The 26,515-nt window shown below is 64.5% G+C and carries 26 protein-coding genes; 19 read left to right on the top strand and 7 right to left on the bottom strand.

The genetic code is table 11. From position 1 onward, the window contains the following. Positions 1-49: 49 nt before the first annotated feature. Positions 50-880 carry an MBL fold metallo-hydrolase gene (locus H9529_RS03010; RefSeq protein ID WP_092891260.1) on the bottom strand — a complete coding sequence of 277 codons (831 nt, stop codon included), beginning with the start codon at positions 878-880 and terminating at the stop codon, positions 50-52. A gap of 357 nt (positions 881-1,237) precedes the next feature. Between H9529_RS03010 and H9529_RS03005 the strand changes: the two genes are divergently transcribed. The 3 genes from H9529_RS03005 (at position 1,238) to H9529_RS02995 (ending at position 5,082) form a co-directional block, all read left to right on the top strand. Beyond that, entirely contained in the window at positions 1,238-2,461 is a 1,224-nt protein-coding gene (locus tag H9529_RS03005; RefSeq protein WP_092891262.1) for an acyl-CoA dehydrogenase, read from the top strand. 407 nt (positions 2,462-2,868) lie between these two features. Further along, the gene (locus tag H9529_RS03000) at positions 2,869-3,528 is read left to right on the top strand and encodes a GntR family transcriptional regulator (RefSeq protein ID WP_092891264.1); all 660 of its coding nucleotides are present in this window, start codon (positions 2,869-2,871) and stop codon (positions 3,526-3,528) included. 159 nt (positions 3,529-3,687) lie between these two features. Beyond that, on the top strand, positions 3,688-5,082 hold the full coding sequence (locus tag H9529_RS02995; RefSeq protein ID WP_092891266.1) for an aspartate aminotransferase family protein: 1,395 nt from the start codon (positions 3,688-3,690) through the stop codon (positions 5,080-5,082). 122 nt (positions 5,083-5,204) lie between these two features. Here the strand turns inward: H9529_RS02995 and nusB are convergent, their stop codons facing one another. Genes nusB through ribB form a run of 3 tightly spaced genes read right to left on the bottom strand, consistent with a single transcriptional unit; the run spans position 5,205 to position 7,414 of the window. Further along, on the bottom strand, positions 5,205-5,711 hold the full coding sequence (gene nusB / locus H9529_RS02990) for a transcription antitermination factor NusB (protein WP_092891440.1): 507 nt from the start codon (positions 5,709-5,711) through the stop codon (positions 5,205-5,207). Positions 5,712-5,734: 23 nt separating this feature from the next. Next, a complete protein-coding gene (locus tag H9529_RS02985) occupies positions 5,735-6,292 on the bottom strand; it encodes a 6,7-dimethyl-8-ribityllumazine synthase (RefSeq protein WP_092891268.1) in 558 nt (185 codons plus the stop codon). A gap of 3 nt (positions 6,293-6,295) precedes the next feature. Beyond that, positions 6,296-7,414 (bottom strand): 3,4-dihydroxy-2-butanone-4-phosphate synthase, encoded by a 1,119-nt coding sequence (ribB, locus tag H9529_RS02980; RefSeq protein WP_092891442.1) that lies wholly within the window; start codon positions 7,412-7,414, stop codon positions 6,296-6,298. A 234-nt stretch (positions 7,415-7,648) separates the two neighbouring features. Here ribB and H9529_RS02975 point away from each other — a divergent pair, with 234 nt between their 5' ends. From H9529_RS02975 to H9529_RS02965, 3 genes are all read left to right on the top strand, one after another. Beyond that, positions 7,649-7,792: a hypothetical protein gene (locus H9529_RS02975; protein ID WP_176847215.1), complete on the top strand. Its 144-nt coding sequence runs from the start codon at positions 7,649-7,651 to the stop codon at positions 7,790-7,792. Positions 7,793-7,894: 102 nt separating this feature from the next. Beyond that, positions 7,895-8,893 (top strand): type I glyceraldehyde-3-phosphate dehydrogenase, encoded by a 999-nt coding sequence (gap, locus tag H9529_RS02970; protein WP_092891270.1) that lies wholly within the window; start codon positions 7,895-7,897, stop codon positions 8,891-8,893. A gap of 230 nt (positions 8,894-9,123) precedes the next feature. Continuing rightward, on the top strand, positions 9,124-9,288 hold the full coding sequence (locus H9529_RS02965) for a hypothetical protein (RefSeq protein WP_176847217.1): 165 nt from the start codon (positions 9,124-9,126) through the stop codon (positions 9,286-9,288). A 116-nt stretch (positions 9,289-9,404) separates the two neighbouring features. Here H9529_RS02965 and coaD read toward each other — a convergent pair whose 3' ends face one another. The 3 genes from coaD to H9529_RS02950 all read right to left on the bottom strand — a co-directional run bounded on the left by coaD (position 9,405) and on the right by H9529_RS02950 (position 13,405). Beyond that, a complete protein-coding gene (gene coaD, locus H9529_RS02960) occupies positions 9,405-9,896 on the bottom strand; it encodes a pantetheine-phosphate adenylyltransferase (RefSeq protein ID WP_092891272.1) in 492 nt (163 codons plus the stop codon). Between the two features lie 389 nt (positions 9,897-10,285). After that, positions 10,286-10,720, bottom strand: coding sequence for a CBS domain-containing protein (locus H9529_RS02955; protein ID WP_092891274.1), 435 nt, complete (start codon positions 10,718-10,720; stop codon positions 10,286-10,288). A 495-nt stretch (positions 10,721-11,215) separates the two neighbouring features. Continuing rightward, entirely contained in the window at positions 11,216-13,405 is a 2,190-nt protein-coding gene (locus H9529_RS02950) for a ComEC/Rec2 family competence protein (protein WP_092891276.1), read from the bottom strand. 56 nt (positions 13,406-13,461) lie between these two features. Between H9529_RS02950 and gltX the strand changes: the two genes are divergently transcribed. The 13 genes from gltX to H9529_RS02885 all read left to right on the top strand — a co-directional run bounded on the left by gltX (position 13,462) and on the right by H9529_RS02885 (position 26,507). Further along, on the top strand, positions 13,462-14,895 hold the full coding sequence (gltX, locus tag H9529_RS02945; protein WP_092891278.1) for a glutamate--tRNA ligase: 1,434 nt from the start codon (positions 13,462-13,464) through the stop codon (positions 14,893-14,895). A 122-nt stretch (positions 14,896-15,017) separates the two neighbouring features. Then, positions 15,018-16,313 carry a citrate synthase gene (gene gltA / locus H9529_RS02940; RefSeq protein ID WP_092891280.1) on the top strand — a complete coding sequence of 432 codons (1,296 nt, stop codon included), beginning with the start codon at positions 15,018-15,020 and terminating at the stop codon, positions 16,311-16,313. Between the two features lie 215 nt (positions 16,314-16,528). After that, entirely contained in the window at positions 16,529-17,374 is an 846-nt protein-coding gene (gene mazG, locus H9529_RS02935; protein ID WP_092891282.1) for a nucleoside triphosphate pyrophosphohydrolase, read from the top strand. Further along, positions 17,371-18,312: a nucleoside hydrolase gene (locus H9529_RS02930; protein ID WP_092891284.1), complete on the top strand. Its 942-nt coding sequence runs from the start codon at positions 17,371-17,373 to the stop codon at positions 18,310-18,312. The genes mazG and H9529_RS02930 overlap by 4 nt, the downstream gene beginning before the upstream one ends. A 46-nt stretch (positions 18,313-18,358) precedes the next feature. After that, positions 18,359-19,774, top strand: coding sequence for a protein adenylyltransferase SelO (locus H9529_RS02925; protein ID WP_092891286.1), 1,416 nt, complete (start codon positions 18,359-18,361; stop codon positions 19,772-19,774). Positions 19,775-19,875: 101 nt separating this feature from the next. Next, positions 19,876-20,343 (top strand): Fur family transcriptional regulator, encoded by a 468-nt coding sequence (locus H9529_RS02920; RefSeq protein ID WP_092891288.1) that lies wholly within the window; start codon positions 19,876-19,878, stop codon positions 20,341-20,343. Between the two features lie 85 nt (positions 20,344-20,428). Beyond that, a complete protein-coding gene (locus H9529_RS02915; RefSeq protein ID WP_092891290.1) occupies positions 20,429-21,322 on the top strand; it encodes a DMT family transporter in 894 nt (297 codons plus the stop codon). A 41-nt stretch (positions 21,323-21,363) separates the two neighbouring features. Continuing rightward, positions 21,364-22,641: a phosphopyruvate hydratase gene (eno, locus tag H9529_RS02910; RefSeq protein WP_092891292.1), complete on the top strand. Its 1,278-nt coding sequence runs from the start codon at positions 21,364-21,366 to the stop codon at positions 22,639-22,641. Between the two features lies 1 nt (position 22,642). After that, positions 22,643-23,674: a glycosyltransferase family protein gene (locus tag H9529_RS02905; RefSeq protein ID WP_143033527.1), complete on the top strand. Its 1,032-nt coding sequence runs from the start codon at positions 22,643-22,645 to the stop codon at positions 23,672-23,674. A gap of 147 nt (positions 23,675-23,821) precedes the next feature. After that, a complete protein-coding gene (locus H9529_RS02900) occupies positions 23,822-24,418 on the top strand; it encodes a lipid-binding SYLF domain-containing protein (protein WP_223814274.1) in 597 nt (198 codons plus the stop codon). A gap of 243 nt (positions 24,419-24,661) precedes the next feature. Beyond that, entirely contained in the window at positions 24,662-25,111 is a 450-nt protein-coding gene (locus H9529_RS02895) for a CAP domain-containing protein (RefSeq protein ID WP_176847220.1), read from the top strand. A gap of 117 nt (positions 25,112-25,228) precedes the next feature. Then, a complete protein-coding gene (locus H9529_RS02890; protein ID WP_092891298.1) occupies positions 25,229-25,795 on the top strand; it encodes a pyridoxamine 5'-phosphate oxidase family protein in 567 nt (188 codons plus the stop codon). Further along, the gene (locus H9529_RS02885; RefSeq protein WP_223814273.1) at positions 25,788-26,507 is read left to right on the top strand and encodes a DNA alkylation repair protein; all 720 of its coding nucleotides are present in this window, start codon (positions 25,788-25,790) and stop codon (positions 26,505-26,507) included. The genes H9529_RS02890 and H9529_RS02885 overlap by 8 nt, the downstream gene beginning before the upstream one ends. Positions 26,508-26,515 lie beyond the last annotated feature (8 nt).

Raw genomic sequence — 26,515 nt, 5'->3', positions numbered from 1 at the left:
TGAGGACATCCCCGGCCTGCCCGGTGCGCAGACCTGCGCGCCGCAACCCTCAGGGACGCTTCAGCCGGTAGCCATTAGCAAACCGCTCTACCCGATGAAAGGCCGGATGCAGAAAATGCCCGCCAGTGAACAGCAAATTATCGGTGGCAAGTTCGTCGAGCAACCGCTCGCGCGTTACGCGGGCGGCGTCCATGTCGATGTCGAAAGCGATCCCGATCGACGGATCGCGGACCTGCAACACCGGCGCATGCACGATGTCACCCGCGTGCAACAATTGCACCCCGTCGGATTCCAGCCGCCAGCCGCTGTGACCCGGCGTATGGCCGGGCAGCGGCAGGGCAGTCAGGCCGGGAGCAATCGCATCCTCGGCCCCGATCAGACGCAGGCGGTCGCCATAGGCTGCAAACACCTGCTGCGCCAGACGCGCCCAGTCCTGCATCCGTACGCTGGCACCGCCAAAGCGGTCGTCAGACCAAAACGCGTGTTCTTCGGCGGTCACCACCAGTTCTGCATTCGGAAAAGCCGGTGCGCCATCGACCGTCAGCATGCCCGCAACGTGGTCGGGATGCATGTGGGTGGCAAAAACCGTGTCGATCTGATCGGGCGTCACCCCAACCTCTTCCAGCGCGTCGGGCAGCTTGCCACAGGCCGGGCCAAACAGATCGCGCGGCCCTGCATCGGCCAGCACCAGCTTGCCGCCCAGCCGCAGCAGCACGGCGTTGAAATTCGTCTTGATGTCATGCTCGCCCGCCGTGGCCAGCAAGGCCCGGATACCGGCTTCATCTGTCGTGGGAAACAGATCGGGGCCAAATGTATACGACCCATCCGTCAGCAGTGTCACCTCCGCATCGCCCAACAATCGGGTTGCCCTTAGTGCCATACCAATTCCTCCTGCGTCTGCGGGGGTGGCACGCGCGTCACACCCCGTCCACCTCTGGTGGTAGGACGGCCGATCGCCAAGACAAGGGGAACGCAGATGATTATTTTACTTTTCTTCACGTTCTATCGTCCGCCACGCTGGGGCGGATCGGGCGGGAACGGCGCCGCGCGGACCGCACAAATCGGCCCGATATCGACAACGATACCCAGCCAGCCACCGCCACACACTGCGACACGCCGCCGCGCTGGGCGGCCGCCGTCCATAGGCAAAAGTCTTTTGCACCTGCAATGCACATGCTACATCTTGACGACAACTGACCGATGCCAGTCCCTTCTTACCCCTGAACGGAGGTGCCCCATGGCCCTTGATGCCCCGAAACTGAAAGCCAAAGACGCCCCCGATCTGGGCCGCTTCACCTGGGACGATCCGCTGCGGCTGGAAGACCAGTTGACCGAGGATGAACGGATGCTCCGCGACGCTGCCGCCAGTTTCGCGCAATCGGTCCTGCAACCGCGTGTCATCGATGCGTACCGCGAAGAAGTCAGCGCGCCCGACCTCTTTCCCCTGATGGGAGAGGCGGGGCTGCTGGGCGCCACCTTGCCGGAAGAATACGGCGGGCTGGAGGCATCCTACGTCACATACGGCCTGATCGCGCGCGAGATCGAGCGCGTGGACAGCGGCTACCGCTCCATGATGTCGGTGCAAGCCTCGTTGGTGATCTATCCGATCTATGCCTATGGCTCGGAGGAACAGCGCCAGAAATACCTGCCGGGCCTCAGCGCGGGCACACTGATCGGCTGTTTCGGGTTGACCGAACCCGATGCCGGGTCCGACCCCGCCGCGATGAAGACCCGGGCCGAGAAAACCGCCACCGGCTACCGGCTGACCGGGTCGAAGATGTGGATCTCGAACAGCCCGTTTGCCGATGTCTTCGTGGTCTGGGCGAAATCCGAGGCACATGGCGGCAAGATCCGGGGCTTCGTGCTGGAAAAGGGCATGAAGGGCCTGAGCGCGCCAAAGATCGGCGGAAAACTGAGCCTGCGCGCCTCGACCACCGGTGAGATCGTGATGGACGGCGTGGACGTCGGCGAGGACGCGCTGCTGCCGGGTGTCGAAGGGCTCAAAGGGCCGTTCGGCTGCCTCAACCGCGCGCGCTATGGCATCGCCTGGGGTGTGATGGGGGCTGCGGAATTCTGCTGGCACGGCGCGCGGCAATACGGGCTGGACCGCAAGCAGTTCAACAAACCGCTGGCACAGACCCAATTGTTCCAGAAGAAACTGGCCGACATGCAGACCGAGATCGCGCTGGGCCTGCAAGCTGCACTCCAGGTGGGCCGCCTGATGGACGATGCCCGCGCCGCGCCCGAGATGATCAGCCTGATCAAACGCAACAATTGCGGGAAGGCGCTGGAAATCGCGCGGGTGGCCCGCGACATGCACGGCGGCAACGGGATTTCCGAGGAATACCAGGTGATGCGCCATATGGTGAACCTGGAAACCGTGAACACCTATGAAGGTACCCATGACGTGCACGCGCTGATCCTCGGCCGCGCCCAGACCGGGTTGCAGGCATTTTTCTGACGGCGCACGGCATGCCCTGGCTTTGAAACAGCGGAAGCCCGCCCCTGCCGGGGCGGGCTGTTCCTTCACGGGGGGCCACATGCGTGGCCCGTCGCGGGCGGCAAGCTTGGCGGCTGCGGCATGGGCGGGCAAAGCGGCGGTGGCGGAAATGCAGTGGCGGAAATGCGATATTCAGGGGGCGGTGATGCCTGCCAATCCGCCGTGTGACGCGTCCGGCCCCGCTGCTGGTCCGGCATGAAAGCGGTCAACGCCGATCATGATATGCCCATGTCCTGTGCCCATGTCCTGTGCCGTTGTCCTGTGCCGTGCGCGCTGTGGGCCATTCGCCCGCCCATGTCCCCCGGCTTGCACCCGGCCCCCTGCCTGCCGTAAGCCTGTCATATTCCACGACACATGAAAGACCGCCGATGCCCGACACCAGACCCGCCCATCAGATCGCCTATACGCGTCTGCGCGACATGGTACTGTTCGGCGATCTGGTGCCCGGACAGGCTGTCACCATCGAAGGGCTGGTCGCGCGGCTTGGCCTTGGCATGACCCCGGTGCGCGAGGCGATCCGCCGCCTTATCGCCGAGGGCGCGCTGGCGCTTCAGGGCAACCGCCGCGTCAGCGTGCCGCGCCTGACGCCCGCCTTGTTGAAAGATCTGGGCTTTGCCCGCGACGCGATCGAGGCGCGGCTGACCGTCATGGCGATGGACGCGCTGACGGCGCACGATACCGAGGCCCTGCGCACCATCGACGCGGCAATTGATACCGCCATCGCGCAGGGCGATGTGGCGGGCTACCTGCGCGCCAACCACCAGTTTCATTTCACGCTCTATGCCCATGCGGGATCGGGGGTGCTGCTGGACATCACCCGGTCGCTCTGGCTGCGCTTTGGGCCGTCACTGCGCGTGGTCTGCACCGCGCCGGGGCAAATCACCCTGCCTGACAACCACAAACATGCGCTGGCGGGCATGGGGGCGGGTGACAGCGCTGCCGTGGTGGGGGCGATCCGGGCCGACATCGCGCAGGGCGTGGCGCAGATCGCGGCAGGGCTGGACGCCGGGGCATTCGACGCGGCCTGACCGGCAGCCCCAAGCCAGCCGCAATGAATTTGATCAAATCCGGTTGACGCCGCGGAATTTGATCATATTCTAGGGGCAGCACGTAAAACCGGCGCAGGACGCCCTTCCCCCCGGCCCCGGCCAAGGCCCCTGCCCGCCCGCGACATATCGGAGAACGCCATGAACCAGATGACCAACCACCTGCCCACCGCAGAGCTGCAAGCGATTGATGCGGCACATCATATGCACCCTTTCACCGCCAACACGGCGCTGGGCCGCAAGGGCGCGCGGGTCATCACCCGGGCCGAGGGCGTGCGGCTGACCGATTCGGACGGGATCGAGCTGCTGGACGCCATGGCGGGCCTTTGGTGCGTCAACATCGGCTATGGCCGCAAGGAACTGGCCGATGCCGCCGCACGCCAGATGATGGAACTGCCGTTCTACAACACCTTCTTTCAGACCACGACGGTGCCCGCGCTGACCCTTGCCAAACGCATCGCCGATCTGGCGCCGGGCGACCTGAACCATGTGTTTTTCGCCTCCAGCGGGTCAGAGGCGAATGACACAAACATCCGCATGGTGCGTCATTACTGGGCGCTGAAGGGCAAACCTTCGAAGCGCACGATCATCAGCCGCAAGAATGGCTACCATGGGTCGTCCATGGGCAGTGCCTCGCTGGGCGGCATGGCGGGGATGCATGCGCAGGGCGGGCTGCCGATTGCCGATATCGTACATATCGACCAGCCCTATTGGTATGGTGAGGGCGGCGATACCGCGCCCGAGGAATTCGGCATCGCCCGCGCCCGCCAACTGGAAGAAATGATCGCAAAGCTGGGTGAGGACAACGTCGCCGCCTTCATCGCCGAACCCATTCAGGGCGCGGGTGGCGTCATCATCCCTCCCGCCAGCTACTGGCCCGAGATCAAGCGGATCTGCGACGCGCATGATATCCTTCTGATCGCGGATGAGGTGATCTGTGGTTTCGGGCGTACCGGCGAATGGTTTGGCAGCACATCGGTCGGCATCCACCCGCATATCATGACAATCGCCAAGGGCCTGTCTTCGGGCTATCAGCCCATCGGCGGGTCGGTGGTCTGCGATGAGATCGCGCAGGTCATCGGCAGCGACGAATTCAACCACGGCTACACCTATTCCGGCCACCCGGTCGCCGCCGCCGTCGCGCTGGAAAACCTGCGCATTCTGGATGAGGAAGGCATCGTGACCCGCGTGAAGGACACGACCGCGCCCTATCTGGCAAAGATCTGGAAATCGCTGGAAGATCACCCGCTGGTGGGCGAAGCGGTCAGCCACGGCCTGATGGCATCGCTTGCCATGACGCCGGACAAGGCCGCGCGCGCGCCCTTCGCCGCCGAAAAGGGCACCGTGGGCTACATCTGCCGCGAACGCTGCTTTGCCAACAATCTGGTAATGCGCCACGTCGGCGACCGCATGATCATCTCGCCGCCTCTGGTCATCACGCCCGCCGATCTGGACCTTGTGGTCGCACGCGCCCGCAAGGCGCTGGATGAGACCTACAAGATCGCGCAAGATGAGGGGTTGCTGGTCGCGGGATAACCATCGCACCCCATCGGGGACGATCAGCCATGACGATCCGTGCAAACTAAAAAGACCGGCCGCGCGGCCGGTCTTTTTAATGATGATCGTTGCCGTGGGCTATCGCCGGCGAAAGGCCCTCGTCAGAACCCGCCTGGTTTGGCGTCATGCGCCATATGGTCCAGCACGGCGTTCACGAATTTCGGCTCGCGGCCTTCGGGAAAGAATGCCTCGGCGATGCGGACGAATTCGGTGATGATCACGCGCGGCGGGGTCTTGCCTGCCAACATTTCGGCCCCGGCGGCGCGGAACAGCGCGCGCAGCGTAGGGTCGATGCGGTCGATGGGCCATTTCGCCACCAGCCCCCGGTCGGTCAACTGGTCCACGGCGGCCTGATTGTCCACGGCACCCTCGATCAGGGCGCGGAACTTGCCGATATCGGCATCAACCCAGGCCTCGGCCTCGGTCTCGACACCGATGCGATGCGCTTCAAATTCGCGGCGCACGGCCTCGATGGTCTGGCCGGACACTTCCATCTGAAACAAGGCCTGCACGGCATAGAAGCGCGCAGCCGCCGTCAGGGCGCGGCGGTCGGGCTTGGGCGTTTTGCCTGCCACCGCATCGGGCAGGATCTGGTCCAATGCGGGCATCATGCCCTTGCGCGGGGTGTCGGTCATGCGCCCCGCCCCGTATCGTGGCCCATATCACCGGCCAGCTGGATCTCGTCGGGCGCAGTGCGGAAGCCGATATTCGCCTTTGGCGCACCCCAGCGCCGACCCAGCGCCACCAGATGCAGCGCCGCCGCTGCCGCACCGCCGCCCTTGTTCTGGCCCGATGCCTCGGCCCGCACGGCGGCCTGATCGTGGGTTTCCACCGTCAAGATGCCATTGCCGATGCAGGCCCCTTGCAGACCCAACAGCGAGATCGCGCGCGAACTGTCGTTGCACACGGTATCGTAATGCGTCGTCTCACCGCGAATCACGCAGCCGAGCGCCACATAGCCGTCGAAATTCGCCATGCGATGCGCCTGCGCAATCGCGCTTGGCACTTCCAGCGCGCCGGGCACTTCGATCAGCTCATGCGTGCCGCCTACGGCCTCGATCGTCGCCTGCGCACCCGCGATAAGCTGGTCGGCGATATCCTGATAATACGGCGCCACGACAATCAACAGCTTCACGGGCTTGTCGAATGTCGGCAGCGGCAGGGTGGTGTGGGGCTCGGATGCGGCCATGGGTCAGTCCTTTGAAATCGGTTGGGTGCCCACGATGGTCAGACCGTAAGCGTCAAGGCCGACCACGCGCGGGGTCGGTGAATTGGTGACCAGTGTCAGGCGGTGCAGCCCCAGCGCCGCAAGGATCTGCGCGCCAAGGCCGTATTGCCGCAGCGTATGGGGCGAGGCCTCATCGTTCAGCGCCAGTTTCATGGCCGTGTCGCGCAGCAACACCACCACACCGCGCCCGGAATCCGCAATCACCCGCATGGCACCTTGCAGATCGCCCGAGTGCTGCGCGCCAATGCCCAGCACATCCTCCAGCGGGTTCAGCGCATGCATCCGCACCAGCACGGGTGCATCCGTGGTCAGATCGCCCTTGGACAGCACAATATGTTCCGCGCCCTGCGTCTCATCGGTAAAGATCCGCATGGTCCAGTCGCCACCAAAGCTGCTGTGCACCTCGCTGGTGGTCTTTTCGCGCACCAGATTGTCGTGGCGGCGGCGATATGCGATCAGGTCAGAGATCGTGCCGATCTTCAGGTTGTGGCGCTGCGCGAAGGCCACCAGATCAGGCAGCCGCGCCATTTCGCCATCGTCCTTCATGATCTCGCAGATCACGCCCGAAGGGTTCAGCCCCGCCAGGCGCGAGATATCCACCGCCGCCTCGGTATGGCCCGCGCGCACCAAAACGCCGCCATCGCGCGCGCGCAGCGGGAAGATATGGCCGGGCGTGGCAATATCGGCGCCGGTCTTGCTGGGATCAATCGCCACCGCCACGGTGCGGGCGCGGTCATAGGCGGAAATGCCGGTAGTCACGCCTTCGCGCGCCTCGATCGACACCGTAAACGCGGTTTCATGGCGTGACGAATTCTTGGTCGACATCAGTTGCAGCCCCAGCGCGTCAATCCGCTCACCGGGCAGGGTCAGACAGATCAGCCCACGCCCGTGCTGGGCCATGAAATTGATCGCCTCGGGCGTGGCCATCTGCGCGGGGATCACCAGATCGCCCTCATTCTCGCGGTCCTCATGGTCGACCAGGATGAACATCCGGCCGTTGCGGGCGTCGTCGATGATCTCTTCGACCGTGGAAATCGCGTCGCGCCAGTTTTCTTCGACCGGGCCGGGGTTCTCAAACGTCATGGCGCACACCTCTGTAGGGCAAGTCAGGTGCAGATAGACCATTGCGGGGCGAGGGAAAAGGGGGCGGCGGAAAACGAAGGGGTGCGAAATGTCGCGCATCCGCCCTGCGGGAACGCGCAATGCCCGCAGCACCCGGGTTCCGGTTGCGCAAGCATGTTGCACAGCCCGGCCATAAAAGCTACCGCTTGGCCCAGCCAAGCACCCAGCGCCCCCGGACAACCGGAACCCATCGCCATGACAAACGCCATCGCCGTTTCGCTGATCGTGCTCCTCGCGGGGGTTCTGGCGCTGGACGCCTTGGTGCTGGACTGGAACATCCCGGTTTTCGTGGGCCGCAAGCTGGTCTTGCTGCTGGAAACGCTGGCGGTCTGGCGCTGAGGCATCGCGGTTTTTGCGGGCGCATCCTTGTGTTAGCGATAACGCAGGCTTATTGAAATGCAAACGGCCCCGCCGGGGTCACAATGACGGAGGATTTTGAAAATGACAGTCAAAGTTGCGATTAACGGCTTTGGGCGGATTGGACGCAACGTGTTGCGCGCGCTGATTGAATCGGGCCGCACCGATATCGAGGTTGTAGCCATCAACGATCTGGGGCCGGTGGAAAGCAACGCGCATCTCATCCGCTTCGATTCCGTGCATGGCCGCTTCCCCGGCACCGTGACGGTGGACGGCGACACCATCGACGTGGGCCGTGGTCCGATCAAGGTCACCGCCATCCGCAATCCGGAGGATCTGCCTTGGGATAATGTCGATGTCGTGCTGGAATGCACCGGGATCTTCACCGATGCCGACAAGGCAAAGGTTCACCTGACGCGGGCAAAAAAGGTTCTGGTCTCGGCCCCCTCCAAGGGCGCGGACAAGACGATCGTCTACGGTGTGAACCATGAGACGCTGACCGCCGATGACCGCATCGTGTCGAATGCGTCGTGCACCACCAACTGCCTGTCCCCCGTCGTCGCCGTCTTGCATAAAGCCGTCGGGATCGAAAAAGGCTTCATGACGACGATCCACAGCTATACCGGCGATCAGCCGACGCTGGATACCATGCACAAGGATCTCTACCGCGGCCGCGCCGCCGCGATGAGCATGATCCCCACCTCGACCGGGGCGGCCAAGGCCGTCGGTCTGGTGCTGCCCGAACTCGACGGCAAGCTGGACGGTGTTGCGATCCGCGTGCCCACCCCCAATGTTTCGGTCGTCGACCTGACCTTTGACGCCGTGCGCGACACCACCGTGGAAGAGATCAATGACGCCATCAAGGCCGCCGCCGCCGATGGCCCGCTGAAGGGCATCCTGGGCGTGACCGACCAGCCCAACGTGTCGATGGATTTCAACCATGACCCGCGTTCCAGCATCTTCCACCTGGACCAGACGAAGGTTCTGGGCGGGCGTATGGTGCGCATCCTGACGTGGTATGACAACGAGTGGGGCTTCTCGAACCGCATGCTCGACACCGCCGTGGTGATGGGCAAGCTGTAACGCCGCCTCCTTTTTTGTAAGGCCGCAAGCCCCCGGTATCCGCGTGATACCGGGGGTTTTTCGTTCCTGTGTGGTCGGGATCTCTAACAGGTGCGGGGCGCGCACCTATGCATATGCCGCAGGGCGGCATTGTCGGTCTGGAAGTTGTGCTGCATCGCGGCATACCTCATATTGAGGACAACACGAAGAACAACATGACAGCACGCAACACAAACTGAAAGGATCAGACAATGACCATGCTTCTTGCTGAACTCCAGTCCCGCATCGCCAAACGCGCCGCCTATGCACGCACCGTGGCCGAGATCGAGAAGATGCCGACTTCCACCGCCATCGACCTGGGATTGTTCAAAGACGATGCGCAGCAAATCGCGCAACGCGCCGTCTACGGGCACTGAACCGCGCCTGAACGCAAAATTGCCAGCTGCCCAAAGGCCGCCCCGAAACGGGCGGCCTTTTTGCGTGGCAAGGCTGTCTTCACTGACCGTGCACCGCGCGCGCGGTCGCGATCGCCTCAGTCCAGCTTGCGGCGCAGCGCCTGTTCGACCGCAGGGGGCACGAATTTCGACACATCGCCCCCCAGCCGCGCGATTTCCTTGACCAGTTTCGACGCAATCGCCTGATGCCGCGCCTCTGCCATCAAGAACACCGTCTCGACCGAGGCATCGAGCGCGCGGTTCATGCCAACCATCTGATATTCATACTCAAAATCTGCAACTGCCCGCAGGCCACGGATGATGATCTGCGCGCCCACATCGCGGGCGCAGTCGATCAACAGGTTCTCGAACGGATGGGCGACAATCTCTACCCCGGTGCGCGCGGTCAGGTCGGCGCATTCCGCCTCGATCATCGTGACGCGTTCCTCCAGCGAGAATAGCGGCCCCTTGGCGCGGTTGATCGCCACACCGATGACCAGCCGGTCCACCAGCGCGCTGGCACGGCTGATAATATCCATATGCCCCAGTGTCAGCGGGTCGAAAGTCCCCGGATAAAGACCAATGCGCATGCCGCCTCCCTTATTCTCTCAGGGCCAAGCAACGATATTGCGTGGCGGGATGCAAGGGCCAGATTTACCGCCGCGCTGCGGGTGCAGGATTTTGCACTGGCATTCAGGGTGCGCGCCTTTGGCTGGGGGGCTTCGCTCCGGCTTGCGGGAACGGTGATCGCACCCGCGATGTGGCACCCCCACGGCGGGGGCCACATCGGTTTGGCGTGGCGCACGGTCGCGCCCCGGCCAATGACACGCGTGATGTCCCACGGGTGCACGTGCACTCGTGCACTTGGCGCCTCGCCCCCGGCGTTGCGCCAGACACGCGCGCAACGGGGGCCCTCAGCCCCTGCCCCGCCGCAGCCCAGCCCCGGGCAGCAAAGCGGCCTGATCCAGCGCGCCGCCGCTCAGTACCCCATGATCATGCCGGTCAATGCGTCCTTTTCAAGTTGCAGTTCCGAAAGCCGCGCCGCCACGACATCGCCGATGGAAATCAGGCCGATCATCTTGTCACCTTCCATCACCGGCAGGTGGCGGAACCGTTTCGCGGTCATGGTCTGCAAAACCAGATCGGCTTTGTCCTCGGGCTTGCAGCCAAAGACATTGCGCGTCATCACCGCATCGACCCGCAGCGACAGGCATTCCGGTCCGCGCGCGCCCAATTCGCGCACGATATCGCGTTCCGATAGAATTCCTGCAACGGCCCCCCCGCCGTCCGAGATCACGACAGCGCCGATCTTGCGTTCGGACAGCAGCGCCACCGCATCCGTCAGCGTCGCCTTGGTCGGCAAGGTCGCCACCGCGCCAGTGCCTTTTGTCTTCAAAATTTGCTTTACCAGCATTCAGATACCTCCCCGTATGTGAATCCGTCCTGTTTTCCGCGTGCCGGGCCCGGCACACCAGCCTTCCAAGGTCGGCCAGCCCGGCGCGTCTGTCAAGCGTGCTGACCACGGCGCTTGCCTGCGATATGCCACTGCATGCCGCCGCATGATGCCGATGGGCGGCGCCCCCGTCCCGGCCGCGTGTCATGCGCGGATGACCCGGTGGCGCGCGGGACGGCGCAGTCCCCTGGTGCAAGCGCTGCCGTTCACACGATAAGGCCGCAGGTACGGCGCTCGCGGCGCGGCCAGTGCCGAGGCGTCCCCAATGCCGCCCCAATGCCGCCCCAATTCCACCACCCGTGGCCCCGAGACCTGGCGCGCGTTCGCGTCAGATCCAGTCCCCCTGCCTGCATCCTTCCGCCATGGCCCCCGCCTTCGACATATTGCGCCATTGCCCCGCATATGTGCCGCCAATTTGGCCCATCACGGGGCAGGTCGCCGCTGTGATCTCGCCCCCTATGGCCCGCCCTGCGTCCAGCGGTGCAAACCCGACACGTCGTGCGCGCTGCGCCAGATCAGCCTGTCGCCGCGCAGGCCGGCGCTGCGCGCCCCGCTTGCGGCCAGCGCGCGTGTGTCCCAAACCGCGCAGCCTGCCGGTGCGGCGCGGATGCGCTGGTCGGTGATGACGATCCGGCCCTCGGCGCACAGGACAGGCAGGTGTCCCTCGGTCGCGCGCCCCGTGACATGCGCAAAGCGCTGCCCGGCCAAGCTGAAGCGCGGCACCTCGGCGGCGGCATCCCGGGCCTCTTGGCTTACGCCTGCGGGCAGCACCCCGGCCCAGAGGGCACCCGGCACATCGCGCCAGCGCGCCGCCGCATCTGCCTGGGTCGCGCTGTCGCCATCGGCCTCCAGCCATTTCTCGGCCACGAAGCCGCTGCCGCGCGGTTTGGAGACCGCGCGCCCCGCAGAGGTCATCACCCCTACCAGCCCCCCGGTGTCGGCGATCAGCAGCACGGGCCGCGCACCCTGCCCCCACAGCGCCAGCGCCAGCGCAATGCCCGCGGCCCCGGCCCATCGCATCCGCCCGGGCCACAGCACCAGCCAGACCGCCGATATTGCCATCAGCGGCAACACCACCGGCGGCGCCTGCGCCACGGGAAAGACCGCGCCGTCCAGCCCCGCGACCCAGGCGGCGACGGTCAGGATCCAGCGCGCGCCCTGCTCCATCGCCCACAGCGCCGGCGCCTGAAGGCCCAGCGGCGTCAGCACAGCCGCCACCACCGCCGCCGGGATAATGACCGACCCCATGAGCGGCACCGTCACCACATTGGCCAGCAGACCATATTCCGCCACGCGGTTGAAATGCACCGCCGCGACCGGCGCGGTTGCCAGCCCGGCCACGACCGAACAGACCACCAGCGACAGCACCGGGCGCAGCCAGCGCCGCCGCCCATAGCCGCGCCAGCCCGGCTGATCGCGCAGCGCGCCGAACACCGCGACCAGCGCAATCGTGGCGGCAAAGGACATCTGGAACCCCGCGCCCAACAAAGCCTCAGGCCGCAGCACCAGCACGATCACCGCCGCCATCGCGACCGAGCGGAGCGAGATCGCCCGCCGGTCGACCAGCACCGCCAGCAGCATCACTGCCACCATGATGAAGGCGCGTTCGGTCGCCACATTGCCGCCCGACAGCGCCAGGTAGAACGCCCCCGCCGCCAGTGCGCCCGATGCCGCGATCTTGCGCGCAGGCACACGCAGCGCCAGTGGCATGGCCAGCGCCAACGCCAGCCGCAGGGCGGCGAACACGAAGCCGGTCAAAAGCCCCATGTGCAGCCCCGATATTGCCAGCAGATGCGCCAGGTTCGATCGGCGCAGATCCTCCATCGTGGTCTGGTCGATGCCAGAACGGTCTCCCGTCAGCACCGCCGCCGCAAAGGCCCCCGGCGCGCCCGGCAGCCGGTCTTGCACCGCGCCGGAAATCCGCATGCGCAGCCGCGTTACCATCAGGCCCGGCCCCGGTTCGGGTGCCGCCAGCGCCAGCACGGGCGAGCGCGTGTAGCCCACAGCGCCCAGCCCCTCGAACCACGCGATGCGCCGGAAGTCGAACCCGCCGGGTTCCACCGCGCCACCCGGCGGGCCGAGGTGCCCGGTCAGCATCACCCGCAACCCCGGTTCAGGCGTGATGAAATCACCCGCCATTCCGTGCAGGGATACCCGTACCTGCGTGGGCGTGCGTGCAGGCGCCATGCGTTCCAGCACCACATCGTCCAGCGTCAGACGCACCGCGTCCGAGACCGAGCGGTCGATTTCCACAATCCGCCCCTCAACAGCGCCATAATATCGCCAGTCCAGCACAGGTGCGGCGACCAGGTGACTGCGCAGCCCCGCCAGCCCTGCACCCCCCCCGATCATCGCCAGACCCAGCGCCAGTGGCCCCACGCCCAGGCCATAGCGCCCGCCCCGCGCCCAGAGCGACAGCGCCACCACCACAACCGCCAGCGCCGCCCATTCCAGGCCCGCAGGCTCGCGCGGCAGCGCGAAATATCCCCCGATGCCGACGGAAAGGCACACCGGCACCCATAAGAAGAGCCGCCCCCGCAGCGGTCCTGTGACCCGGTCCGCCAACCCGTCCGCCAGGCGCGCCAGCCCGGCCAACGCCGGCAAAGACAGGGCCAGACCGCGCAACCTTGTTTCCTCCCGGGTCATTGCCTAAAACATGGCCAACGCTACCCTCCCAATGGTTTCCGAAAGGTTAACGCCGCATGTCCACATCCCCGGTCGTCACCCGCTTTGCCCCCTCGCCCACGGGCTACCTGCACATCGGGGGGGCGCGCACCGCGCTTTTCAACTGGCTCTACGCGCGCGGGCGCGGCGGGAAATTCCTGCTGCGCATCGAGGATACCGACCGCGCCCGCTCAACCCCCGAGGCGACAGCAGCCATCCTGACCGGCCTGCAATGGCTGGGCCTCGACTGGGACGGCGATGCGGTCAGCCAGTTCGACTGCGCCCCCCGCCACGCCGAGGTCGCGCAGGCCATGCTGGCCAGCGGCCACGCCTACAAGTGCTTTGCCACGCAAGAAGAAATCGAAGCGTTCCGCGAGGCCGCGCGCGCCGACGGCCGCTCTACCCTCTACCATTCGCCCTGGCGCGACGCCGATCCCGCCACCCATCCCGACGCAGCCTTCGTGATCCGGCTGAAGGCCCCGCGCGACGGCGAGACGGTGATCGAGGACGCCGTGCAGGGCCGCGTGACCATCCGCAACGATCAACTCGATGACATGGTTTGTTTACGATCTGATGGTACGCCGACCTACATGCTGGCGGTGGTGGTGGATGACCATGACATGGGGGTGACGCATATCATTCGCGGGGATGACCATCTGAACAATGCCGCGCGCCAAATTCAGGTCTATCAGGCCATGGGCTGGGACGTGCCGGTTTTCGCGCATATCCCGCTGATTCACGGACCGGATGGCAAGAAGCTGTCGAAACGCCACGGCGCGCTGGGCGTCGAGGAATATCAGCGTCTGGGCTACCCGGCGGCGGCGGTGCGCAACTATCTGTCGCGGCTGGGCTGGGGGCACGGGGATGATGAATTCTTCACCGATGCGCAGGCGCAGCAATGGTTCGACCTGCCGGGAATCGGGCGCGCGCCCTCGCGCCTCGACCTCAAGAAACTCGACCACCTGACCGCCCAACACATGAGCGCGGCCGACGATGCTGCGCTGCTGCATGAACTGCAGGCATATCTGGTCGCGACCGACCGGCCCGCGCTGTCTGACGCGCAGAAGTCACGTCTTCTGGCCGCGATGCCGCTGGTCAAGGACAAGATGAAGAACTTCGACCAACTGATTGAAAAGGCAAGATTTGTTCTGATCGACCGCCCCGTGCAACCGGATGAAAAGGCACAGGCCTCCCTGACGGATGTATCCCGTGGTATACTGCGGGAATTGACGCCGCATCTGCAAACTGCTAATTGGTCGCGGGATGATCTGGAAACGGTTGTCGGCGGTTTTGCCGCGTCGCGCGAACTCGGTCTGGGCAAGCTGGCTCAGCCGCTTCGCGCCGCACTTGCCGGCCGCACCAACGCGCCCAGCGTGTTCGACATGATGATTTTACTTGGCCGGGAAGAAACCCTCGCCCGGCTGGGGGATGCCGCATCAGACGCGCCCGGCGCGCCCGGCGTGGAAGACTGACAAGAACTGACTTTAGGTAACTGACGCGGTGGCCTGAGCATCGGAAAGGTGACTTTCCCAAAATCAGGACTTGAATTTGCCCGACCGGGTTTGCCGGCGGGCCCGATGTGAAAGGACGTTCAATGACTGACAAACCCGGAATCGCCACGCTGAGCTTCAACGGCAAGACCATTGAAATGCCCATGCATTCGCCGTCACTGGGGCCAGATGTGATCGACATTCGCAAGCTTTATGCCCAGGGCGATGTCTTCACCTATGACCCCGGCTTCACCTCTACCGCGTCCTGCACCTCGACCATCACCTATATCGACGGCGACAAGGGCGAGCTTCTGTATCGCGGCTATCCCATCGAACAACTGGCCGAAAAGTCGCATTACCTTGAGGTCTGCTACCTGCTGCTCTACGGTGAACTGCCGACGGCGGCGCAGCTTGAAGACTTTGAGCACCGCGTCACCAACCACACCATGGTGCATGAACAGATGCACAACTTCTTCCGTGGGTTCCGGCGCGATGCGCACCCTATGGCGACCATGGTGGGCGTGGTTGGTGCGATGTCGGCCTTCTACCACGACAGTACCGACATTTCGGACCCCTGGCAGCGCGAAGTCGCCGCAATCCGCATGATCGCCAAGTTGCCGACGATTGCCGCGATGGCCTACAAATACTCGGTCGGTCAACCCTTCGTCTATCCCAAGAACAGCCTCGATTATGCGGGCAACTTCTTGCACATGTGCTTCTCGGTCCCGGCAGAGGAATACATCGTCAACCCGATCTTGTCGAAGGCGATGGACCGCATCTTCACCCTGCATGCCGACCATGAGCAAAACGCGTCAACTTCCACCGTGCGGCTGGCGGGCTCTTCGGGGGCAAACCCCTTTGCGTGTATCGCGGCCGGTATTGCCTGCCTCTGGGGTCCTGCACATGGCGGCGCCAATCAGGCCTGTCTGGAAATGCTGCGCGAGATCGGCACAGTCGACCGCATTCCCGAATACATTGCGCGCGCCAAGGACAAGGACGATCCCTTCCGCCTGATGGGCTTTGGTCACCGGGTCTACAAGAACTTCGACCCCCGTGCCAAAGTGATGAAGGAATCGGCGGATGAAGTCCTCGAACTGCTGGGGATCGAGGACAACGAGACGCTGAAAGTCGCCAAGGAGCTGGAGCGGATCGCGCTGGAAGATGAGTATTTCGTCTCCAAGAAGCTCTACCCCAATGTCGATTTCTATTCCGGAATCATCCTCGATGCGATGGGCTTCCCCACCGCGATGTTTACCCCGATCTTTGCGCTGTCGCGCACCGTCGGCTGGATCTCGCAGTGGAAGGAAATGATGTTCGATCCCGAACTGAAGATCGGCCGCCCGCGCCAGCTTTACACCGGCGCACCGGCCCGCGGCTATATCGAGGTTGAAGACCGCTAGACCGTAAGCGCCTTTTGCGACGCACAAATCGCCACCGGCCCCGCGCCGGTGGCGATTTCATGTCGTTAACACCTCTTAACGATGCGCCAAGGCAGCCATACCAGAACCATACCGAACCCATACGCTTTCCATACGCCCAAATTCCTGCGTTAACCTGTGATAATCAGGCCATCTGACCGCTGGACACGGCCCGCGCCGCATGGTCAAAAGGCGTCATGACCCATGACACAACCCTGATCCACGCCCCCGATGGCGGCATGCCACGCCTGCTGGAAATCATGCGCGCGCTGCGCGATCCTGACCACGGCTGCCCCTGGGACATCGCCCAGAGTTTTGAAAGCATCGCCCCCTATACCATTGAAGAAGCTTACGAAGTTTCCGACGCAATCGCGCGCCACGACTGGAACGGCCTGCGCGGCGAACTTGGCGATTTGCTGTTGCAATCGGTGTATCACGCCCAGATGGCGGCCGAGGCCGGACATTTCACCTTCGCCGATGTGGCCCGCGACATCTCGGACAAGATGGTCGCCCGCCACCCCCATGTCTTCGGGGCCGAAAGCAACGCCAAAACCCCCGCCCAGCAGGTCAACGATTGGGAAACCATAAAAGCATCCGAGCGCGCCAACCGCGCCCAGACCGGCGTTCTGGATGACGTGGCGCTGGCACTTCCCGCTCTTTTGCGCGCAGTCAAACTGCAAAAACGCGCGGCCCGCGTGGGCTTTGACTGGCCCGACACGTCTCAGGTGATGGACAAGATCATCGAGGAATCCCAAGAGCTTATCGAGGCTCGCGACACCCTGACCCCCGCCGAGACCTTTGAGGAAATGGGCGATCTGTTGTTCGTCATGGCCAACCTCGCCCGCCATCTCGACATCGACCCCGAGGCTGCATTACGCGCCGCCAATGCCAAGTTCACCCGCCGCTTTCGCGCGATCGAGACCGCATTGGCCGCGGACAATCGTGCCCCGCAAGACAGCACCCTGGCCGAGATGGACGTTCTGTGGAACGCCGCGAAAGCTGTTGAAAAAGCCGAAAAAAACGCCCGGAAGGAAAGCGTATGACCCCGCAGAAGATCATCATCGACACCGACCCCGGGCAAGATGATGCGGTGGCGATATTGCTGGCGCTGGCCAGCCCTGAAGAGATCGATCTTCTGGGCATCACCTGCGTCGCGGGCAACGTGCCGCTGCCCCTCACCATCAAAAATGCACGTATTATCTGTGAGTTGGCGGGCAAAACGGATGTAAAGATCTTCGCGGGCTGCGATCGCCCCATCGCCCGCCCGCTGGTCACCGCCGAGCATGTGCATGGCAAGACCGGCCTTGACGGGATCACCCTGCCCGATCCGGTGATGCCGGTGCAGGACGGCCATGCCGTTGATTTCCTGATCGAAACCCTGCGTGCGGAACCTGCGGGCACGGTAACCCTGTGCCCCATCGGGCCGCTGACCAATATCGCGACCGCCCTGACCCGCGCGCCCGACATTGCCGCGCGCATCAAGCAGATCGTGCTGATGGGCGGCGCGTATTTTGAGGTGGGAAACATCACCCCGGCGGCTGAATTCAACATCTATGTCGACCCGGAAGCGGCTGATATCGTTTTCAGATCTGGCGCGCCGCTGGTGGTGATGCCGCTTGATGTGACGCATAAGGCGCTGACCAATGCCGCGCGGGTCGATGCCTTCCGCAGCCTGCCGGGCCGCGTTGGCCCTGCGGTGGCCAGCTGGACCGATTTTTTTGAACGGTTCGACAAAGAGAAATATGGCTCTGAAGGGGCGCCGCTGCATGACCCCTGCACGGTCGCCTGGCTGTTGCGCCCGGACATCTTCAGCGGGCGGCACATCAATGTGATGATTGAAACCAAAGGTGAATTTACCCTTGGCATGACCGTCGCGGATTGGTGGCGGGTGTCGGGGCGCGCCCCGAATGCGCAGTTTATCGGCGATGTCGATGCCGAAGGCTTCTTTGCCTTGCTGACCGAGCGGCTGGCGCGACTGTAGCCATCCCCCCTGTGCGCGGCGGGGTTAACGGTTTAGATAGAATTCCATGATAGAGATTGCATTCGACAACAGTTACGCCCGCTTGCCCGAACGCCTGTTCGCGCATCAGATGCCCAGCCCTGCCAGCGACCCCGCGCTGGTGGTCTACAACCGGGACTTGGCCGCAGATCTGGGCCTGCCCGACATGACCGACGCCGAGGCGACTGCGGTCTTCTCGGGCAGCATCGTGCCTGACGGGGCCGCGCCGCTTGCCATGGCCTATGCCGGGCATCAGTTCGGCGGCTTTGTGCCGGCACTTGGCGATGGCAGGGCGATCTTGCTGGGCGAAGTCGTGGACCGCCACGGTATCCGGCAGGATATCCAGTTGAAGGGCGCGGGCCGCACCCCCTTCTCACGCGGGGGCGACGGGCGCGCATGGCTCGGCCCGGTGCTGCGCGAATACCTTGTGTCCGAGGCGATGGCCGCCCTTGGCGTGCCAACCACCCGTGCCTTGGCCGCGACGCTGACCGGCGACCCGGTCTACCGCGAAGGCAGGTTGCCCGGCGCGATCGTCACCCGGGTGGCGCGCAGCCACTTGCGCGTTGGCACCTTCCAGTATTTCGCTGCGCGCCATGACCGCGAAGGCTTGCAGGCCCTGACCGACCACGCCATCGCACGCCATTTTCCCGATGCGCAAAACGCCACCGATCTGTTGCGCGCCGTCGTCGCGGCACAGGCGGAACTCATCGCGCAATGGATGGGCCTTGGCTTCATCCATGGCGTGATGAACACCGACAACAGCCATATCGGCGGCCTGACCATCGACTACGGCCCCTGCGCCTTCATGGATGCCTACCGCCCCGACATGGTGTTTTCCTCCATCGACCGGCACGGCCGCTATGCCTATGGAAACCAACCACAAATCGCTGTTTGGAACATGGCACAACTGGCCACCTGCCTGTTGCCACTGATCGACCCGGATCAGGAAAAGGCCATCGAGATCGCTACCGAGATCGTGCATGACTTTGAACCACAGTATCAAACCGCATGGCTGGCACGGTTTCGCGCGAAGCTGGGACTGGCAACCGCGCACGACAATGACCGCGACCTGATCGAGGGGTTGCTGACCCGCATGGCACAAGGTGGGGCGGATTTCACCCGCACCTTCCACGGGCTTGCGGATGGCACCGCGCGGGCCGAATTTGCCGCCCCCGAGGCCTATGATCAATGGCATACGCTTTGGCAGGCGCGGCTGGCGTCAGAGGTCGATCCGCACGAAACCCTGCGCGGCGCCAACCCCGCAATAATCCCGCGCAACCACCTGATCGAAACCGCGATCTGGGATGCTGTTGCGGGGGATTTCACATTATTTCACAAGATGTTGGAAGCCACGCAATCCCCATTCCTGGCCAACCATCCGCCCGAACTGATGGCAGCACCTGACGCCGATCAACGCGTCACAGCAACCTTCTGCGGCACCTAGAGCGCCCGCCACCTGCGCGCAGTCGCGTCCCTGCCCGTCAAATCCGGATTCCCCTTCGCGGAATTTTATTCTAGGCTGGCCGCCAAACAGCAGGATTGCCCATGACCACCACCATCATCACCCGTTGCGAGGCGCAGGGCCTGCGCATGACCGATCAGCGTCGCACCATCGCGCAGGTGATTGAAGAGGCCGACGACCACCCCGATGTCGAGGCGCTGCACGCCCGCGCCGCCGCCTTGGACCCCCGGATTTCCATCGCGACGGTCTATCGCACGGTGAAGCTGTTCGAGGAATCGGGCCTTCTGGACCGGCACGAATTCGGCGACCGGCGCGCACGCTATGAAGACAGCATGCGCGACCATCACGACCACCTGATCGACATGAACTCGGGCGAGGTGATCGAATTCCTCGACCCCGAGATCGAAGCGCTGCAAGAAAAGATCGCGGCACGTCTGGGCTATCGCCTGGTCGGCCACCGGCTGGAGCTTTACGCCGTGCCGATCAGCAGACGGGCGGCGGCGCAACCAGGAACCGGCGACACGGCCAAGGCGCGCGCGCCAAAGGGCTAAGTCTGTGCCACACCCGGGCTTTTCATCGCCGCCCGAACCGGATACCCCTGCCGCACACCCGAAAGCCAGACCGGAGCCGCCCCCAATGACTGAGAACCTGCGCGGCGCGATCTTGATGGTGCTGGCCATGGCGGCCTTCGCCACCGAGGATGTGTTCATCAAGATCATTTCGGATGCCCTGCCGCTGGGCCAGATCCTGATCTTGCTGGGCATCGGCGGCGGCATCTTGTTTTCCATCGTCTTGCTGCGCATCCGGCGCCCGTTGTTTCCCCGCGCGCTCTGGAGTCGCCCCGTCGTGCTGCGCAACCTGTGCGAGATGGTGGGCACCACCGGCTTTGTCAGCGCCATCGTGCTGACGCCCTTGTCCAGCGCCTCGGCGATCCTTCAGGCGTTGCCGCTGGCGGTGACGCTGGGCGCGGCGTTGTTTTTGGGTGAGGATGTGGGGTGGCGACGCTGGAGCGCGATCATCGTGGGGTTCTGCGGCGTGCTGCTGGTGCTGCGCCCGGGACTGCAGGGGTTTGAGCCCGCGTCGCTATTGGCAGTCGTCGGCGTCTTCGGCCTTGCCGGACGCGACCTGGCGACGCGGCGCATCCCGGCCACCCTCAGCAGTTGGCAAGTCTCGGCCTGGGGGTTTTTGTCGGTGATCCCGGCGGGCGCGATGCTGTTGGTGTGGGGCCAGCAGGCCCCTGCAATGCCGGACCCATTGAATGTGCTGCTGCTGGTGCTGGCGCTGACTTCCGGGATGGTGGGATATTACATGCTGGTCGCTTCGGTCCGGCTGGGCCAGATTGCGGTCATCACGCCCTTCCGCTATAGCCGCTTGCTGTTTGCGATGGTGCTGGGCGTCGCCGTCTTCGGTGAACGCCCTGACGCGCTGACCTATATGGGCGCAGCAATCATCGTTTGCGCCGGGCTTTACACGATCATCCGCGAACAGCGGCTTCGCAGGTCTTCCCCCGCGCCGCAAGCCGGGGTATAGACGCCGCAGCACAGTCACTTGCAACATCAGGAGTGCCGGATATGAGCACCATTATCGAAATCATCGGCCGTGAGATCCTTGACAGCCGCGGAAATCCGACGGTCGAGGTGGACGTGATCCTGGAAGACGGCACAATGGGCCGGGCCGCCGTCCCCTCGGGCGCCTCCACCGGCGCACATGAGGCCGTCGAACTGCGCGACGGCGACAAATCGCGTTATTTCGGCAAGGGTGTGCTGGATGCCGTGGCGGCGGTGAACAGCGAACTGGCCGAGGCGCTGGTAGGGTTTGACGCCACCGAACAAGAAGCCATCGACAAGGTGATGATCGAAGTCGACACCACCCCCAACAAGGGCCGTCTGGGCGCGAATGCCATTCTGGGTGTGTCGTTGGCGGTGGCCAAGGCGGCAGCGGATTTCACCGCACAACCCCTTTACCGCTACATCGGCGGCACGTCGGCGCGTACTCTGCCGGTGCCGATGATGAACATCATCAACGGTGGCGAACATGCCGACAACCCGATCGACATTCAGGAATTCATGATCATGCCGGTTGCGGCCACCAGCATCCGCGAGGCGGTGCGCATGGGGTCCGAAGTCTTCCACACGCTGAAGAAGGAACTGCATGCCGCGGGTCTGTCCACCGGCATCGGCGATGAAGGCGGCTTTGCCCCCAATATCTCCAGCACGCGCGAAGCCCTCGATTTCATCCTGAAATCCATCGAAAAGGCAGGGTACAAACCCGGCGAAGATATCTATCTGGCGCTGGACTGCGCGGCGACCGAATACTTCAAGGGCGGCAAGTACGAGATGGTCGGCGAGGGCAAATCCCTGACGCGCGCCGAGAATGTCGCGTATCTTGAGGCGCTGGTGAATGACTATCCCATCATCTCGATCGAAGACGGGTGTTCGGAAGATGACTGGGAAGGCTGGAAACTGCTGACCGACGCCATCGGCGACCGGTGCCAATTGGTGGGCGACGACCTTTTTGTCACCAACCCCGTGCGCATTGCCGAAGGCATCGCGAAGGGCTGCGGCAACGCGCTTTTGGTCAAGGTCAACCAGATCGGCACGCTGTCGGAAACCCTCGCCGCCGTGGCCATGGCGCAGCGCGCGGGCATGAACTGCGTGATGTCGCACCGCTCGGGCGAGACCGAGGACACCACCATCGCCGATCTGGCGGTTGCCACCAATTGCGGGCAGATCAAGACCGGCTCACTTGCGCGGTCCGACCGGCTGGCAAAGTACAACCAGTTGATCCGTATCGAGGAAGCTCTGGGTGAAACCGCCGTCTATGCCGGGCGCAGCATCCTGCGCGGCTGATATGTCGCCATCTCCCGGCCCCGGACCTCGCGTCAGCATCATCGCGCTGGCCGAAGGTCAGGGGCCGTGGCTGCTGGACTGGGTGCTTTGGCACCGGTTGGCGGGGTTTGACCAGGTCATCCTGTGCGATCCGCCGGGCGGTGGCGCGGCGGATCTGCTAGACGCGCTGTCCCGGCAGGGTCTTGCCCATGGCGTTGCCGTCCCAAACAGCACAGACGGCGACCGCGCTGCACAGGTCCGCGCGGCGGTCAACAGCCCGGCGGCCCAAGCGGCGCTGGATGGCAGCGACTGGCTTTTGGTGGCCGAGGTCACTGATTTCCTGCACGCCCCCGCCGGCCTCCTGCCCGGCCTTGCCAAACTGACCGAAGCCTCGGGGCTGGCGCTGCCATGCGTCACCTTCGGGTCCGGCGGGCAGGCGCATTGCGCCCGCCGCATGATCCCTGCCCGCTTCACCCACCGGCAAGCAGCAGGGTCCGTGCAGCGGCTGCCGTTGCGGGTCTTGGCGCGCTACCGCAAGGATTGGACATGGGGCCTGCACCGCCCCGCGCTGCCAAAGGACGAAGCAGCGCAATGGCTTACCCCCGGGGGGACCCTGCGCACCGCCGATAGCCTGACATGGTTCCTGCCCCCCGAGGATGCGGCGTTTACCGCAGAACCGGGCGACGCGCAGCCCAACAGCGCACAGGCCCCCCGGATCAACCGCTATCCGCTACGCTCGGCCGAGGAATATCTGCTCTCGCGGCCCGCCCCGCTGAGCGCCGCCGATCTGGCCGAATTCGCCCGGCTCAACGATGCGCCCACCCCCGACGACAGCGCCGCCGCGCAGGCCGAAGCCACGACGCAGGCCGTCGCTTCCGCCCTGAAAGACCCCGCATTGCGTGCCGCCCAAAACCAGCAAGAGGAAGCGCTGCGCATCCGATTGGCGGCGCTGCGCGCCCGCCCGGGCTTTGGCCATGACATGCGCGCGCTGCTGGAAGCGATGGCGCGCCATACCCCGGTGGCCCCCCTCTGGCCGCGACAGGGTGCGGGGTAGTCGCCTGGGCGCAAAGCTTCGCCGATCCCCGTCGCTGGCGCATTCCCTGTGATGACATCGCCACAAAACCCCCGTATATTGTAGCCAAAGGGAAAACCCCAAAAAGCCGCAACGCGGCACCCCCGAGGCAGCACAAAGGCAAAAGACATGACCAGCCCCACCTTGCGAACCCCGCACCCCACACATCTCACCACGTCCAACCGCCGCAACTTCATGGCGGGTGGCGCCGCGCTGGCGCTGCTGGCGGCCTGCGGCAATCCGGTGGGCGGCACTGGTGCAGCGCGGCTGGACGCACGCGTCGATGCCTCGCGCGATTTTCTGATGCAGAACTACCCCGGCATGCGTGAGCTTTTCGACAAGGCCCACGGCATTCTGTACATTCCCGTCGTGACCGAGGCCGGGCTGTTCGTCGGCGGCAGCTACGGGCAGGGCGCACTGCGGATCAACAATGTGACGGTGGATTACTTCGCCGCCACCCGCGCCAGCGTCGGATTTCAGATCGGCGCGCAGCAATATGCCCATGCGCTGTTCTTCATGACCTCGCAGGCCCTGACCGAATTCCGCCAGTCCGAAGGCTGGGCAGGCAGCGCCGACCTGCGCTATGCACTCCCTGATCGCGGTGGCAGCATGGGGGCGGAAACCACCACGCAATTCGCCCCTGTCGTGGCTGTGGTCTTCGGGCAGGCAGGGCTGATTGCCGGCGCGTCGCTGGCAGGCGTTCGCTACAACCGCATCATCCCCTGATTTTGCGCCAGCTTGCCGCACCTGGCCTGCGACGCCTACGCGGCAATTTAAGCTAAATCCGGCGTGCTTTGCTGCGTCCGTGCCCGGGTTGAAACTTGACTGGGCTGCGGTATTTCCTCCTAATCGGTGCAAGGGCCAAGCTGGGTCTTGCGTAAGGGTTTGGGGAAGGGTCGCATGTCAGCCCGGTTTTTTTCAGCGTTGCGCCACCCGCCACAGATGGCATTTTTTCGTATGGCTTTGGCCATGCTGATTGCGCTGGCACCACCCCAGATTGCTGCCGCCTGCACGCCCGAAGGTTTCGGCCAGATGGCCCAGGAACTGGTGGCGCGCACCAACATGGACCGTGCCCGCGCAGGCCTGCCGCCGCTGCTTTTGTCGCCGGAACTGACCTCGGTGGCGCATCAACATGCCTGCGACATGCACCAACAGCGCTATTTCAGCCATACCGACAGGCGCGGCGCGGGCGCGCCGCAGCGCGTCCACGAAGCCGGCATTCGCAGTTGCTGGACCGGCGAGAATATCGCGATGGGCCAAAGCAGCGTCGCGCAGGTGCATCGCAACTGGATGGCCTCCCCCGGCCACCGCGACAATATACTGCGCCAGGATTATGCCTTTATCGGCATTGGCATTTCCGGCCCCAGCAACGGGCGCGGGCGCAAGCGCTGGGTAACGATCTTCGCCCAACCTTGCTGAAAGGGACGCAGCGCGTCTGCTAAAGCCGCGCAGGGGCCGCGCGGCACAATTCGGGCTTTTGCCGCCTCCCTGCGTAGGCTATCGTGGGGGCATCGCATCTCATCAAAGGAACGCGGCATGGCCAAGCAGTTCGACAGCCTGACCGACGATCACCGCAGCATCATCGCAGCGCAGCAGATGTTCTTCACCGGCACCGCCGCGCGTGAGGGCCGGGTGAATATCTCGCCAAAGGGGATGGATTGCCTGCGCGTCCTGTCCGATAATCGTGTCATCTGGCTGTCGGTCACCGGGTCGGGGAATGAGACGGCGGGGCATCTGGCCGACAGCCCCCGCATGACGTTGATGTTCGTGTCCTTCGACACCCGCCCGATGATCTTGCGGCTTTATGGTACTGCGCGGGCGGTATATCCGCATGATTCCGCATGGGCAGACCTGATCGGCCACTTCCCCCCCCTGCCCGGGACGCGCCAGATCTATGACATGCAGGTCGAGATGGTTCAGACATCTTGCGGCTATGCAGTGCCGTTCTACGAGCACACCGGCCCGCGCGACACGCTCAAGACCTGGGCCGAGGGCAAGGGTGACGCGGGTGTGCACGCCTATTGGGCCGAGAAAAATCAACACACGATCAACGGTCTGCCCACCGGCATCCTGTCGGCCAATGCGGATACGCAAGATGCCTGATCGCCTGACCGTAGATACCGCGCTCGACGCCCTGCGCGCCGCGGGCGACCCTGGTGTAGCCGCCGAACAGGCCGCCTATCACAAGACGTCGCGCGCGTTCTTCGGCGTGCGCGTACCGGTGATCGACGACATGGCGCGCGGCTGGCGGCAACGCATAAGCCTCCCCGCCCGGCTGGAGCTTGCGGCAGGCCTGTGGGACAGCGACGTGCATGAGGGGCGCGTCGCAGCAGCGAAACTTCTGACGCAGGCGCGCATCCGCCCCGATGACAGCGGCGCCTGGGCGCTGATCGTGGACTGGGCCGAAGGGTTCGACAGTTGGGCGCTCGCCGATCACGCCTGCGCGGCGGGCGCGCGGCGGCTGGTGGCCGACCCTGCGCGGGTGGATGTGGTGGCGGATTGGACCTTGCACCCCAACCTGTGGACCCGGCGCGCAGCGCTGGTCATCACCCTGCCCTGGGCGCGGCTCAACCACCCCTCGGCGCACGATACCGCGATCCGCGAGCGGGTTTTGGATTGGGCCGCAACCTATGTGCCCGATCGGGACTGGTTCATCCAGAAGGCGATTGCCACCTGGCTTCGCGAGTTGTCGAAACACGACCGCGCCCGCAGCACGGCGTTTCTGGAGGCGCATGGCGCCGCGATGAAACCCTTTGCCGCGCGCGAGGCCGCGGCACATCTGACCGACCGGCCGGAAAAACCGCCCCTGCCCTGAGAAAAATC

Origin of the sequence: Roseicitreum antarcticum, assembly GCF_014681765.1 — a bacterium.
Taxonomy (GTDB): Bacteria; Pseudomonadota; Alphaproteobacteria; order Rhodobacterales; family Rhodobacteraceae; genus Roseicitreum; species Roseicitreum antarcticum.
This window is presented reverse-complemented; position numbering and strand designations above follow the sequence as displayed.

Bases quoted from the DNA above. Each gene is read 5' to 3' on its own strand.
- H9529_RS03010 (WP_092891260.1), bottom strand. From the start codon at position 880: ATGGCACTAAGGGCAACCCGATTGTTGGGCGATGCGGAGGTGACACTG.
- H9529_RS03005 (WP_092891262.1), top strand. From the start codon at position 1,238: ATGGCCCTTGATGCCCCGAAACTGAAAGCCAAAGACGCCCCCGATCTG.
- H9529_RS03000 (WP_092891264.1), top strand. From the start codon at position 2,869: ATGCCCGACACCAGACCCGCCCATCAGATCGCCTATACGCGTCTGCGC.
- H9529_RS02995 (WP_092891266.1), top strand. From the start codon at position 3,688: ATGAACCAGATGACCAACCACCTGCCCACCGCAGAGCTGCAAGCGATT.
- nusB (WP_092891440.1), bottom strand. From the start codon at position 5,711: ATGCCCGCATTGGACCAGATCCTGCCCGATGCGGTGGCAGGCAAAACG.
- H9529_RS02985 (WP_092891268.1), bottom strand. From the start codon at position 6,292: ATGGCCGCATCCGAGCCCCACACCACCCTGCCGCTGCCGACATTCGAC.
- ribB (WP_092891442.1), bottom strand. From the start codon at position 7,414: ATGACGTTTGAGAACCCCGGCCCGGTCGAAGAAAACTGGCGCGACGCG.
- H9529_RS02975 (WP_176847215.1), top strand. From the start codon at position 7,649: ATGACAAACGCCATCGCCGTTTCGCTGATCGTGCTCCTCGCGGGGGTT.
- gap (WP_092891270.1), top strand. From the start codon at position 7,895: ATGACAGTCAAAGTTGCGATTAACGGCTTTGGGCGGATTGGACGCAAC.
- H9529_RS02965 (WP_176847217.1), top strand. From the start codon at position 9,124: ATGACCATGCTTCTTGCTGAACTCCAGTCCCGCATCGCCAAACGCGCC.
- coaD (WP_092891272.1), bottom strand. From the start codon at position 9,896: ATGCGCATTGGTCTTTATCCGGGGACTTTCGACCCGCTGACACTGGGG.
- H9529_RS02955 (WP_092891274.1), bottom strand. From the start codon at position 10,720: ATGCTGGTAAAGCAAATTTTGAAGACAAAAGGCACTGGCGCGGTGGCG.
- H9529_RS02950 (WP_092891276.1), bottom strand. From the start codon at position 13,405: ATGACCCGGGAGGAAACAAGGTTGCGCGGTCTGGCCCTGTCTTTGCCG.
- gltX (WP_092891278.1), top strand. From the start codon at position 13,462: ATGTCCACATCCCCGGTCGTCACCCGCTTTGCCCCCTCGCCCACGGGC.
- gltA (WP_092891280.1), top strand. From the start codon at position 15,018: ATGACTGACAAACCCGGAATCGCCACGCTGAGCTTCAACGGCAAGACC.
- mazG (WP_092891282.1), top strand. From the start codon at position 16,529: ATGACCCATGACACAACCCTGATCCACGCCCCCGATGGCGGCATGCCA.
- H9529_RS02930 (WP_092891284.1), top strand. From the start codon at position 17,371: ATGACCCCGCAGAAGATCATCATCGACACCGACCCCGGGCAAGATGAT.
- H9529_RS02925 (WP_092891286.1), top strand. From the start codon at position 18,359: ATGATAGAGATTGCATTCGACAACAGTTACGCCCGCTTGCCCGAACGC.
- H9529_RS02920 (WP_092891288.1), top strand. From the start codon at position 19,876: ATGACCACCACCATCATCACCCGTTGCGAGGCGCAGGGCCTGCGCATG.
- H9529_RS02915 (WP_092891290.1), top strand. From the start codon at position 20,429: ATGACTGAGAACCTGCGCGGCGCGATCTTGATGGTGCTGGCCATGGCG.
- eno (WP_092891292.1), top strand. From the start codon at position 21,364: ATGAGCACCATTATCGAAATCATCGGCCGTGAGATCCTTGACAGCCGC.
- H9529_RS02905 (WP_143033527.1), top strand. From the start codon at position 22,643: ATGTCGCCATCTCCCGGCCCCGGACCTCGCGTCAGCATCATCGCGCTG.
- H9529_RS02900 (WP_223814274.1), top strand. From the start codon at position 23,822: ATGACCAGCCCCACCTTGCGAACCCCGCACCCCACACATCTCACCACG.
- H9529_RS02895 (WP_176847220.1), top strand. From the start codon at position 24,662: ATGCTGATTGCGCTGGCACCACCCCAGATTGCTGCCGCCTGCACGCCC.
- H9529_RS02890 (WP_092891298.1), top strand. From the start codon at position 25,229: ATGGCCAAGCAGTTCGACAGCCTGACCGACGATCACCGCAGCATCATC.
- H9529_RS02885 (WP_223814273.1), top strand. From the start codon at position 25,788: ATGCCTGATCGCCTGACCGTAGATACCGCGCTCGACGCCCTGCGCGCC.